Annotated in this window: 8 protein-coding genes; 1 reads left to right on the forward strand and 7 read right to left on the reverse strand. The window is 36.0% G+C overall.

Annotated features, from left to right (window positions below; all coding sequences use genetic code 11):
• Positions 1-151: 151 nt before the first annotated feature.
• The 7 genes from JFV29_RS16195 to JFV29_RS16230 all read right to left on the reverse strand — a co-directional run bounded on the left by JFV29_RS16195 (position 152) and on the right by JFV29_RS16230 (position 11,141).
• Positions 152-1,150, reverse strand: a complete 999-nt coding sequence (locus JFV29_RS16195) for an NAD(P)H-dependent flavin oxidoreductase (RefSeq protein WP_201185208.1) — start codon at positions 1,148-1,150, stop codon at positions 152-154.
• Positions 1,151-1,321: 171 nt separating this feature from the next.
• Positions 1,322-2,065 (reverse strand): Cof-type HAD-IIB family hydrolase, encoded by a 744-nt coding sequence (locus JFV29_RS16200; protein WP_201185210.1) that lies wholly within the window; start codon positions 2,063-2,065, stop codon positions 1,322-1,324.
• A gap of 296 nt (positions 2,066-2,361) precedes the next feature.
• A complete protein-coding gene (locus tag JFV29_RS16205) occupies positions 2,362-3,354 on the reverse strand; it encodes a cation diffusion facilitator family transporter (protein WP_201185212.1) in 993 nt (330 codons plus the stop codon).
• 363 nt (positions 3,355-3,717) lie between these two features.
• A complete protein-coding gene (locus JFV29_RS16210; RefSeq protein ID WP_201185214.1) occupies positions 3,718-4,476 on the reverse strand; it encodes a hypothetical protein in 759 nt (252 codons plus the stop codon).
• 454 nt (positions 4,477-4,930) lie between these two features.
• On the reverse strand, positions 4,931-6,349 hold the full coding sequence (locus JFV29_RS16215; RefSeq protein WP_207205146.1) for an amino acid permease: 1,419 nt from the start codon (positions 6,347-6,349) through the stop codon (positions 4,931-4,933).
• Positions 6,350-7,775: 1,426 nt separating this feature from the next.
• Entirely contained in the window at positions 7,776-8,900 is a 1,125-nt protein-coding gene (locus JFV29_RS16225; protein WP_201185215.1) for a histidine kinase N-terminal domain-containing protein, read from the reverse strand.
• 390 nt (positions 8,901-9,290) lie between these two features.
• Positions 9,291-11,141: a sigma-54-dependent Fis family transcriptional regulator gene (locus JFV29_RS16230; RefSeq protein ID WP_201185216.1), complete on the reverse strand. Its 1,851-nt coding sequence runs from the start codon at positions 11,139-11,141 to the stop codon at positions 9,291-9,293.
• Between the two features lie 907 nt (positions 11,142-12,048).
• Between JFV29_RS16230 and JFV29_RS16235 the strand changes: the two genes are divergently transcribed.
• The gene (locus JFV29_RS16235) at positions 12,049-13,530 is read left to right on the forward strand and encodes an aldehyde dehydrogenase family protein (RefSeq protein WP_201185217.1); all 1,482 of its coding nucleotides are present in this window, start codon (positions 12,049-12,051) and stop codon (positions 13,528-13,530) included.
• Positions 13,531-13,614 lie beyond the last annotated feature (84 nt).

Consider the following 13,614-nt stretch of genomic DNA (forward strand, 5'->3'; position numbering starts at 1 on the left):
TTTGAATGGTTATTTATACAAGATTATGTAATCCATTAAAATAATGTATTCTAAAATAGTATGTAGCACTAAAAAAAGGGTACCCATAATGGATACCCTCTTCAAACAAAAAAACAACAAATTTCGAACAACTTGATAAAGCGCTTTCAAATCACTTTGATATAATACCCTTTAATTTACCCGCCTGCTCGGTTAATCTCTCAAGGGATTCCTGATACTCTTTTTCTAGCTGTTTGATGATACCAGCAGTGGTATCTATTTGTTTTATCGCCCCTACTCCATGTCCCGCGGACCAAATATCACGCCATGCTTTAGAATCTGATGATTTAGACATGCTGTCAAAATCGACATTTTCTTTTTTTGCTAATTGATCTGGATCCATACCTGCCTTTTTAATACTTGGTTTCAACATATTACAATTAACCCCGGAAAATGCATCAGTCAAGATAATGTCATCATGATTCGACTCGACAAGCATTTCACGATATTCATCATTTGCCCTGCTCTCTTTTGCCACGATAAAACGTGTACCCATATAAGCAAGATCCGCTCCGGCAGCTTGAGCAGCTAAGATGCTGTGACCTGTACTAATGGATCCAGCAAGCAAAATGATTCCATCCCAGAACGTCCTTACACTGTCAACGAAAGCAAAACTATTTATCTCACCCGCATGTCCGCCAGCTCCTGAAGCAACTAAGATCAATCCATCCACACCTGACTCTGCAGCTTTTTTGGCAAATTCCACGCTGCTGACATCTGAAAAGACCAACCCACCATAGCTATGTACGACATCTACAACATGTTTTGGAGATCCAAGAGATGTAATAACGATGGGAGGTTGGTGCTTTTTGACTAATTCCAATTCTTCTTCAAGACGGCTATAAGTTCGGTGAACAACCATATTCATTGCCCATGGAGCAATTTTCTTGCTGGGTTCTTTATCTCTTGCTGCAATTAGTGTTTTTTTTATATCACCCATCCATTGATCCAGTACTTCTATCGGCCGAGCATTCGGTGCTGGAAAAGAGCCAATTACTCCATTCAAACAGCATTCTTTCACTAATTCAGGACCAGAAATTAAAAACATAGGCGCTGAGATAACTGGTAAAGATAATTGATTCCACCAGTGTTCAGGTACAGTTCTTCTCATCTATAAAACCTCCCATTTTTAATATATTACCAAAATATAACACTATAAGATTATCATACTTCTTAAAGACAAAATTTTCAAGAAATTATTTTCAGCGGCAAAATACCACTCTTAACGAGTTAAATTTAAATAAAAAGCTGTATATGGATTAAATCCACATACAGCTTTCAATTAATTGGAGAGCACCCATTTTTGGATTGCTTTAGCCACTCCATCTTCTTGGTTAGTTGCAGTGACCCAATCTGCTTTTTCCTTAACTATCTTTTGAGCGTTACCCATCGCTACACCCATCTTTGCTTCTTGAATCATGGCAAGGTCATTTAGACTATCTCCTACTGCCATTACATTATCCATTGTAATATTGAGCAATGAACAAACAACGTCAATTGCTTTCGCTTTATTGACTCCAAGTGCATTCACTTCAATATTCGTTGGACTTGAATTGCTTATTTCAAGATTTCCTTTTGATTTAAGTTCGTCCATAATAGTTTGGCGAATGGCTTCATCTTTTGTATCAAAGCCGAATTTAAGCCATTGCGAGTCATGAATTCGTTGAGGCATTTCAGCCCTATATATACTATCACAGCTAATTGCCCAAAAATGCGTACTATGCTTTTGGCTTAATTCCCACATCCACTGTATGGATTCACTATCGACTATATTTCTTTCCACCAATTTCCCTTGATTGTCGTAAATTTCACTACCATTAACCGTAATAAGATATGACTGCAGCTCCATTGACTTTGCAAAATCACTGCAAGTCGCATAGGATCTTCCAGTGCTTAGCACCACGAAAACCCCCTGATTTTCTGCTTCTTTAATTGCTTTCCGATTTTCCGCAGAAATCTCTCCCGCTTCATTTAGAAGTGTCCCATCCATGTCGAGCGCTACTAGTTTAATTTCTGGTTTATTCATTCTTATTCACCCTTTCTGAATTCTTCTCTATGTACATAATTCCATAATAGCGTATATTGCTTATCCAAGGAAAGAACGTGATTCAATGAACAGGTTTCAAGGTCACAAAAAATTTTGTGACCTTTTAGCATTTTATTTAGATTTATATTTTATTAATTTTAACTATTTTGCATAAATAAATGTTACTTTTTTATTTAATATTATCCTAAATCAAACCTAATTAAATTTTCTATTTTCAAAAGAAGCCCCTACACCAATTAGACAAGATTCACATTTTGGAGATATGACACTCCCTTCTATTTATCTTGTTTCCTTTCATTTAGTTCCTTATTAAGTCCACCTTCCCAATTAGCAACGCCGTCATTTTCATCAAATTCTATAATGACATCCGTTACCCCTCTTTCCTTGAAAATTTCATCAAAGAGCCGGTCTTTAATGTCATCAGCCTGGGCGATAGAAATGTGGGCATCAAGTTCTACCTCTAATTCCACATGAAAATCTTCTCCTTCTTTTAATACCGCCAGTTTTTGGATATCTCTCACATCCGGATCACTCATGACCATAGTTCCTATTTTCTGACGCATCTCAATATCAGCTTCACCAAGAGCTCCCGCTGCATTATCAAGAAAAACCCTTCCAACCACATAAAACATACCGAGACCAATCATGACAGAAGCAACACCTTCTGCTTGAATAAAGGGTGTGAAATTCGCCAACAATATGGCTACTAACGCCAGTATACCGCCACCTGTTGCGACCATATCTTCCATAAATACTAATTTCGTTGCTGGTTTTGCACGTTTTAAACCAGCGAAGCTTTTATAGATGACTGCAGTTCCTTTCGCCTCTATCCCCGCTTCATGTACTACTTCTTTCATCGCTTTAAATAATACATATGATTCCAACACAACCGCTAACGAGAGAACGGACAAATTAATTATCATCCCACTTGACTCTACTGGATGCAAGATGTGATGAAATCCTTCTTTTATCGTTTCATACGACATGATCCCAACAACCAACACAGCCCCTAAAAGAACTAGGTTAACCAGTCGTCCTAATCCATCTGGAAAACGATTTGTTGGTGACTTTTTACTTAATGCGGAACCAATGAAAACGAAAAACTGGTTCGCAGCATCCCCCAAGGTATGCAATGTTTCCGCAAACATAGCCACATTCCCCGTCATGAAATAAGCTATCCCCTTTAACACAGCGATAATACTATTCACACAAGCGGCAATAAATGCCGATTTATTGCCTTGTTTTAATAACCGGAATAATTCTTTCACAATAGAGGCCCCCTTTACTTTTAATAAGCTTTTATAATATTGTATTATCCCCAACGCTGTATTATATGAAACCAAAAAAGGGAAAAAGCTCTATCTATTTCAATTGAGTTCAACATTCTCGTCATGAATGAATTGCCAACGTACATTTCAAAAGTGCCCCTTCATCCTTCAGATCACTGATGAGTTCAGCAGTTCTCCATATTCATGATTTTATTCCACTTCTAAACATCAATTACTAAGATAAAAATCGAATCCCTCTGTACATTTTTTGCTATAAATACCTGTCACTTGGAGCAAACAATCCATACAAAAAGGCAGTAAGCAATAGCCTACTACCTATTTTACTAAGGTATAAAGTTAGAATTAAGCTTCCGTTTTTTTTAACTTTGATGGATTGTTCACTTTATAACGAATTTCTTTATCGTATTTCTTGTCAACCACTTTTCCGTCAAATTCTATTTCGTCGCCTTCTTCAAGTTCTGCCTTTTTTAATGTTTTGCTATATCCACACCAGGCATCACCAATGGAGAGTTCTGGATCTGTGGTCACTTTGACATTCTCTAACAGGATTACCTCATCTTCTTCACCGGTGAAATGGTTCATTTTTGCAGTAAATTCCTTGACGGTTGCTGTGAAATGGACTTTGTCTGCTGGTAAGTCCAGTTTAGGTTTCGCTGGTGCCTTTTTACTCTTTGACTTTGCCTTTTTTGGTGCTTCACTTAGCTGCTCAGGACTTTCTGTCACTTGGACAACTGTTACTTGTTCACCTTCAGTTAAAGGTGCTGATGCTTCAGCAACTGGCCCACTCAATAGCTCTTTACCGAAATTCGAACTTTGCATTTCCTTTAAATATGAAGGGTGAATGCAACTTAGCTTACCATTTTCAAATTCAACAACAATCGTATCAAGACCGTTACCATATTGTTCATAACCAGCCAATTTCACTTTTCCTTGATAGCTTCCGCTTTTATATAGTAGTTCTCTTTTTACTGAACGAGCAGTGAATAATTTCCATTCTAAACCTTTAGCGATATAATCCGCCTCATCTAAAAAAGAGATAAACTCTCCCTTTGGTTCAATATAGTGAATTAAATCCTTTACTTCAGCTGGAGTTTCAGCCACAGTCACCACTCCTATTTTTTTCTTTATGCTTATATTCTAGCAAAGGAATGCAAAGTTGCAAATGAATGAGCATAATTAAGTTTAATTCAACTGACCACTCCTAACTAACTCCTGCTAATTCCTATAAAAAATAATTATTCAGTTTTTACGTAGAAATGTAAGTAGTCTGCCATGATAGTAGTTACTATACCAAAGGATTGTAAAGATGTAGTCATTCCGCACACTTTTATCTGAAAATATCAACTCTACATCCTCCCTTTATTTATGGATACAGAATAAAGACTACTCATCAAGAGTAGCCTTTTTACATTAATCAATTTAAAAGCAATGAATAGATCTAAACGGATTTAAATAAGAATAATTTGTAATTTGTCTATAAAAGCTGCACTAAGAGCTAGAAACTACTGTAAGTATTTATATAAATATGTTATAAGTCATTCAGAAAAAGACTTCTTTACACTTTTTTAAAGAATTTTTTTAGTTTTTCTTCTTGCTTTGGAGTTATTACCTCTTTCTTATGATAAAACAGAAAGTAGGAACCTATAACGAGAATCGTGAGAAGAGAGGTGAGAAAGAATTGCAAGCGCATGGAATCAATGAAAGCCTGGGCAACAAAAATAGCAAATAATACTGCAATAGTTGCGTAGGTTAAATAAGGGAATAACCACATTTTCACTTTGAGTGTCCCTGGATTTTCTTTTTCAATCTTATTTCTTAAAAACAGATGAGAAAAAGCGATAAAAATATACATAATCATCGTAACTCCACCCGAGCTATTAGCTAGAAAAGCAAATAATTTATCAGGAGACACAAATTTAAATGTCGTGCACACATAAGCAAAGAAAACACTTGCCATTAACGCCCAAATTGGGATGCCTCTCTTATTCACACGGGATAAAATTCTAGGAGCATCTCCCTTTTTTGATAGGGAGTAAAGCATACGTGAACTTGTATATAGCCCTGAATTTAAAACAGAAAGCAATGATATGAAAATTACAATATTCATTACTTGACCAGCACCAGGAAGTCCTGCCATGTTAAATACGCTAGCATAGGGAGTTTTAAGTAAACCTTCAGCCCCCTGCGGGATTAGTATAACTAACACAGCTACCGAACCAACAAAGAATAGAAGAAGACGCCACACTACAGCGTTTATTGCTCTTATAATATTTTTTTCGGGATTTTCAGACTCTCCTGCTGCAATAGCCGCTACCTCACTCCCAGATAATGAAAAGGTAATAAATATTACACTAAGGAGTACAGGTAGAAAACCATTCGGAAAGAATCCGCCATTTCCAATAATATTAGAAAGACCTGGTGTTTCAAATCCAGGAACAAATCCAAAGATCATTGCTGCACCTAAGCATAGGAATATTACAATGGCAGCTACTTTAATAAAAGCTAACCAGTATTCAAATTCTCCATAAGCTTTGACAGAATAGATATTTGTAAGTGTCATCAAAATAGGGAATGATAAACTTGCTATCCACATAGGTATAGAAGGAAACCAATCATGAATCATAGTACCCAATAAAGTGGCTTCAATCGCAATAATGATTACCCAGTTAAACCAGTATAACCAGCCAATCGTGTAACCGGCCCAAGGACCAATCGCTTGATGTGCGTAAGTTGAAAAGGACCCACTATCAGGATTCACAACAGCCATTTCACCAAGCATGCGCATAATAAGAACGATCATTAATCCTGCGATTATATAAGATAAGATTGCACCAGGTCCTGCTGAATCAATAATATTCCCGCTCCCTATAAATAAGCCTGCACCGATAACCCCACCAATAGAAATCATTGTTACATGTCTAGTCTTGAGACCATGTTTCAGTTCATTTGGTTGATAAGCCACTATTGTCACCATCCCTTAAAAATTGTCACTGTTTTTAATAGCAGTAAAAAACTCAATTGCTGCATGTCCTTGTTCACGGGTAACGGAGCTGGACTCTTTCATTCCACCAATTATTTCTTCGGTTCATCCTCACCAGTTTCTCCATTAATTTGAACAAGTCCAAATTCACTGTTATTGATAAAATGAAAAGCCTTATCTAGATATGTTGCAAAAAGCGAAGCTCATAAACCATAAGTAGTATCATTCGCTTTTTCTAGTGCTTTTTCTAGTGCTTCTTCATAAACAGCCACCTTTTTATATCAGCAACTACTGATCCGGAAACTTACTCTTTAATAATCATCATCAGGCCTTAAACGAACCGCACAGATGGCACTATAAATCCGCCTTCTCCTTGCACTGGTTCCATAATAACGGCTCCAACTTCTTGGTGATGCCTTCCGCTATAAAGAAATCTCTTAATTTATTAAGAATTTGATCATCTAATTGATCAATAATCATGTTACCTTCACTGCGGTATAATTGAATTTAACAGACGGCTACTACTTACAAAGCGACGGCTTTTGATGTATAAATCATTATATATCTGACTCTATCAATACTCTCATTACCTCACCTTTTTTTATATAAAGCATCCTCTCTTAATGAAAATTTGTAATTATATATAAAAATAAAAGCAATATCCATGCCAAAAAAAGGATTGTTAGTATATAAGGATTTAAAGGTTTCATGACTTTTATTCGATTCAAAATTGAATCAAAATCTTAATTTTTGATTCATAAATTAATTATTAACACCTTTTGATTCATATTCGAATCACAAAATGACAATTTAATTGTTTTCTTTTAGAATTTCGACATAACTTTTATGGTGAACTTCTAAGTATATTGCATCCGTTCATTCCGGGTGAAAATGAATTGATCGTCATACCAGGACAATTTATTGAAAATGTCTAAAGATCTGACACTTGTAGTAAATGCTTAAATCCGTAAATATTCAAACATGTCCGTAGTGAAAAATATCAGACTAGAGGGTTAATAATTTAAATGAAAAGAAGATGCCTAAATTTCCATTACTAATTTAGGCATCTTCTTTAAATATTATTTTAAATTCTTAGGAAAGACGAAATCACCTTTATCCGATTAATCGCTTTCATCACTCCGCCGCCCTTAGAAATCATTCTTGCCCTGTAAACTCGTACACCTAAAACCTGTAAAAGTAAGAGAATCTTGATTTTCGGGGTATATTGGCCATACAGATTTTGGTCCTCTCCCTAAAAATAACCGTAAGTTTAGTGATGTGGCTTCAACTATTTAGCTAGATACAACACTACAGTTTCTGCTGTAAAATATGTGAATATGTATTAAGGAAACAATGGGTCTTTATATTCCTAAGATATGTATTAATCCCCATGAACTTGAACTTTTAGGTCACTAATAATTTAACTATTGGGGAAATGTATACTGAATGTTGTTAAATTGTCATTAGACACACAATTCATATAACCATCATTACTTTCTATAATCTTCTTACATACGTAAAGTCCAATTCCTGTACCTAACTCTTTTGTTGTGAAAAACGGCTCAAAAATTGATTCTATCATTTCACTTGCAATAGCAGGTCCATTATTTGATATTCTAATAACCCGTTCATTTGGCTCAGTCATTGTATGTATTTTTAATGTTCTAGGCTGGTCTTTCCCCTTTAAAGCATCAATTGAATTTATAAAAAGGTTAAGAAATACCTGCTTTAGTCCATCCTTGCTCGCTGTTATGACAAAGTTCGGATAAATATCTATTTCTACATTAACGCTAGCATCGACAATACTCGCATATGTTAGTTGTTGGATTTCTTCAAGTAATTCCAACACAGAAATTTCCTCTCTTTGTTCCTCGTTAAAATCAGATTTAGAGGTGTGGAGGAATTGGGTTATTCTAAAATTCAGCTGATTTAGTTCATAATCTATTATATCTAAATATTTTAGATTGGGGTTCTCCCTTATTAGTAATTTATTAAACCCCATAATAGCTGTAAGAGGATTTCTGAACTCATGTACAAAGCTTGATGATATTTGTCCCAATACCGCTAATTTATCTTTGTGATTTTCACTTATAAAAGATTGTTTTTCCTCAATCACTTCATTTGTTAGATTTGTATACCTCGTTACGGCATGATAACTGAATGTATCGAAGTGTGTGTTGATTTCATCAATAAACTTCTGTATATATTTAATGGGGATATTTGCCCCAAAAACATTTCTGACAATGATATTTCTACCTAAATTAATATTGTACAAAAAATCTCCAATATTAATATTTGCTTTAAGGCGTTCATTTGCTACCTGGTAAGCCAATTTTGTTAGCACGTCATTTGACAATGACCCATTAAAAATATTAATGACTAGGGAGTACATCCCATATCCATTTTCTTTTATTTTTTCTTTGTAGGGGTCGATTTCATTTACTTTGATGGTCTCGTTCCATTCATTTAAAAACAGTGATTGATTTTCTTCTAAATATTGAATCAATACTTTTTTATACTTCTTTTGTTCTGATAACAATTCCATACTATTGACCACCACATTCTCTTTCGGAATTTTAGTTTATTATATTAATAACATTATTCTATATGATGTTTTAATTTCCTGCACTTCACACGATATATATATATATAAGTACGATAAGCCTATCATTGTTTTATTCAAGATCTGTTAATCTTCTTATGATACGATTTTAGAATAGAAAAAACAAACTCCAAAAGGAACAAACACATGAAAAAACAGCTCGTAAAGTAGATGAAATGTTGATAGGTGACAGGGAAAATAGTCTGGAGACCACAAGTATGATTGGTGGATAACAAAGAAACCGACCAAAATAGGTCGGGGAAGTTGGTGATTGGTTAAAAAGTATCATCAGTTAAATACTTCAAAAACACTCTGAATCACCTACTTTTTGAGTTATCGCATGATTTTGTAGGTTCTCATCTTTCTATAAAGAGTATTACGGCCAATTTTAAGTTGTTTTGCTGCGTTGCTAATATTTCCATTTGTTCGTTCCAACGCTTTTTTTATAAGTTGGATTTCTTGATCTAGCATGCTTGTAGGTTCTTGCTCCTTTGTTTCTTCTACATTTCTTGACGGAGATGAAACTGGACAAAGTGAAACGAGCAAAGCCTTTGTAATCGGATTCTGATTGGCTAGAAAAGCAGCCTGCCCTAGCACGTTTTGTAATTCGCGGAAGTTTCCTGGCCATTCATATTCAAAAATAAATGTTTTAGCATCTTCTGTTAACTCTGTACTTTCATTTCTATATGGTAAATGCGATAAAACATGTTCAGCTAACATTAATAAATCTGTACGATTCTTTAATTTTGGAAGTTTTAAGGTTAACCCATTCAGACGAAAAAATAGATCCGCACGAAACTGTCCTGCTTCTATTTCTTTCTGTAAGTCTTTGTTAGTTGCTGCGATTATTCTCACATCGATGGGGCGCGAAGTATTACCGCCGACACGTGTAACACAACGTTCCTGAAGCACCCGAAGTAAAGTCGCTTGAGCAGTAAGCGGCATATCCCCGATTTCATCTAAAAACAAGGTTCCACCATTTGCCGCTTCAAACTTCCCCTTATGTCCACCGCTATTTGCACCAGTAAAGGCACCCTTTTCATACCCAAATAACTCACTTTCTAATAAATTTTCAGGTATTGCACTGCAATTAATCGCGATAAATGGTTTATCTCTTCTAAAGCTGACACCATGAATAGATTGAGCAAACAGCTCTTTGCCTGTGCCGCTTTCACCAGTGATAAGAAGACTAATATCAAGTTTCGCAGCCCTTTTTGCTATAGATATCGTTTGATTCATTTGAGAATCATTACTGATGATATCAGAAAAATGATAACGATTTGTTTGTTCATCTTTCTGTTTTAGTTTCTCTAACCGAAGAATCACATAGGACAGATGTTGGGTATCTTTAATAAGGGGCTGAGCTGTAAACTTCTGATTTTTTATTGCAACCTTTTGTTCTAGTCCTTTAATTAATGCAAGAGTATCTAGTCCTGATATTATACTCGATATCGGTTGCCCCGTTGTGGTTTGTTCTAAACTGCCAATAGCACGGGATGCTGCGATATTAAGACTTGTAACGTTACCTTCTTTATTAATAGTAAATAGAGGGTCAGGATGCTGATCATATATAAAATAAAGATTTTTCTCTCGTTTTTGTGTTTGGGCTAATAAGAGGGCTTGTTTAATACTATCTGCCACTCTTTGAACTAAACTTATAGAAAACGGATGATAATCCTGTTGATGACTGCTTAAGTTTAAAACACCAAGAAGATGTCCATCAGGATGATAAATGGGAGTTGCGGTACAAGTAAGGAAATGGTTATCCTGATAAAAATGTTGGCTGCCGTGAATAAGTACTGTTTTTTTCTCAACTATAGCTGTACCTATTGCATTTGTCCCTTTTGATTCCTCCAGCCAATTTGCCCCTTTTCTAAGGGCAACATTGTCAGCATGCCGAATAAATGATGGATCTCCGACAGTTTCAATGATGTATCCTTCAGGAGCAGCAAGTAATAGAATAGATTCCATGCCATGTATAGAGCTATACACGTCTTCTAAAATGGGTGAAGAATAATATAGGAGCTCTGCATATTGATCCTGGAATTCGGCCAGCTCAAATTCACCCAGCATATTTTCCTTGTCCATTATTCTAGGTTGTAGTCCTTTTGAATGGCAGCGCTTCCAGGATTCTTGAATGAAAGTAGGAATGGTTTCTTTAGGCGCGCTAATATTGACTGACATAGAATAACTCCTCCCATTTGTAAAATACTCTTTATGTAATTTTGTTGATTCACTATCTTAACTTTGAACACATAGAACAACAAAATTTTTATAGGATAAAAAGGGTTTGTCCATACAACTTCATTATAGCAGAAAATTCAGAAACTAAACCAACGAATTCTACCTTTCGTTCGATTTTGTTCTAATATGGAACATGTAATTGTTCCATACTAGAACAAAAACTATTTTTCTAAAAACTATCCAATCATTTTTTACGGTTTTCATAGGGTTTTTGTTATTGGCATGAGTCTTGCATTATAACCAGTTGAGTACCTTATTCCAATTTTTTTTAAAAGGAGGATTAAATAACCAGGAAAGATAGATAAATAGAAAGAATGAATGGCAGCACAAACCTGTTTTAAACATGAGTTGCATCCGAAAATTGGATAAAAAAACACAGATTCGTCACGAAGCATTGTGGTACTAACTGAACATCAACAGCTCTTGAAGGTCTTAAAAATGCCCGATTCAGCACTAGCTGCAGATGATTTGTCGTAGAAATTGCATGCAAGGATAAATATTTTTGTTGATTCGGTCTAAGTATCCCCTTTGTTATTGGACACAAATTTCGTGCAGTAATTGATGAAGTTGGTAGTCACGTGTTTATGAGTCATACTCTTAATCTCGCGAAGGAATTAGGTACTGCCGTTTCAATAAATGGTAAGGCTAAGAATTCTGAATAAAGGATAGTTGAATTAACAAAAGGTAGCGCACATATATCGATTGATAATCTAGGTATAACATCTATATGCCAAAATTCTAATAGCAAACTGAAGTTTGATAGGTTTCATGGATAGACTTTCATATTATCTGAGCGAATTTGCCAGAATAAACATTTACTTATACCAAATGAAAAGGGGTTTTATAAATGGAACAAACAATTCGACTTAATCCACGTGTACAAGAATTCTTAAAAGGTACTAAAAAGCTTTTGATTAATGGGGAATTGGTAGAAGCTACTTCTGGTCAAACTTTTGAGACCCTTGATCCTTCCAACGGGAAAGTTTTAGCAATTGTGAGCGAAGCCGGACCAGAAGATGTTGATAAAGCAGTCAAAGCAGCCCGCCAAGCATTTGACAATGGTCCTTGGAAAAAAATGAGTGCTTCTGAACGCAGTCGCCTCATTTATAAATTAGCGGATTTAATGGAAGCCCACAAAGAAGAGTTAGCACAATTGGATACACTAGATAACGGGAAGCCTATTGGTGAAACAACTAATGCGGACGTCCCTCTTGCCATTGATCACTTCCGTTATTATGCTGGGTGGACTACTAAGATTGTCGGTCAAACGATTCCTGTTGCAGGGAATTACTTCAACTATACTCGCCATGAAGCAGTAGGTGTAGTTGGACAAATTATTCCTTGGAATTTCCCTCTTCTTATGGCAGCGTGGAAATTAGGTGCAGCCCTTGCAACCGGATGTACAATCGTTTTAAAACCAGCAGAGCAAACACCACTTTCAGCATTGTATTTAGGTCAACTCGCACTCGAAGCCGGGTTTCCTCCTGGTGTTCTTAATGTTATACCAGGATTTGGTGAAACAGCAGGCTCACCACTTGTAGATCATCCGGATGTGGATAAAATTGCTTTTACAGGTTCTACCTCAGTAGGTAAAATGATTATGCGCCAAGCTTCAGGTACAGTGAAAAAGATTTCACTAGAACTGGGTGGGAAATCACCAAATATCATTTTACCAGATGCTGATATGACTAAAGCGATTCCCGGTGCTTTATCGGGCATTATGTTTAATCAAGGACAAGTTTGTTGTGCTGGCTCTCGCCTTTATATTCAGAAGAAGTCCTATGATAATGTGGTAGCTGATTTAGTTTCCCACGCAAAAAACATTAAACAAGGGGCTGGCCTTGATCCATCTACACAGATAGGGCCATTGGTATCTAATGAGCAACTAGAACGTGTGGGTAGTTATATTGAACAAGGAAAATCAGAAGGTGCAGAAGTGGTTACAGGCGGTAGTTATGGACAAGGCGATGGCTATTTTGTAGCACCTACAATATTTGCTGGTGTCAATGATGAAATGACTATTGCTAAAGAAGAAATCTTCGGACCTGTTGTAGCTGCCATGCCGTTTGACGATTTAGACGATGTGATTCGCCGTGCAAATAACACCGAATATGGATTAGCAGCAGGTTTATGGACACAAGATGTAAAAAAAGCCCATTATGTGGCCAATGAATTAAAAGCAGGTACAGTTTGGGTAAACTGCTATAACGCTTTTGATGCCGCTTCTCCTTTTGGAGGGTACAAACAAAGTGGAATTGGTCGAGAAATGGGAAGCTATGCGTTAGATAACTATACTGAAGTTAAAAGTGTATGGATTAACTTAAACTAATAAAACTTTATAAACCACTTAAAACAGGGGCATCTTTGTCCCTGTTTGCTTATATATTTTATTTATGTTACACGCAAATAAACT

This window comes from Peribacillus sp. TH16 (assembly GCF_016651095.1).
In the GTDB taxonomy this organism is placed as follows: Bacteria; Bacillota; Bacilli; order Bacillales; family DSM-1321; genus Peribacillus; species Peribacillus butanolivorans.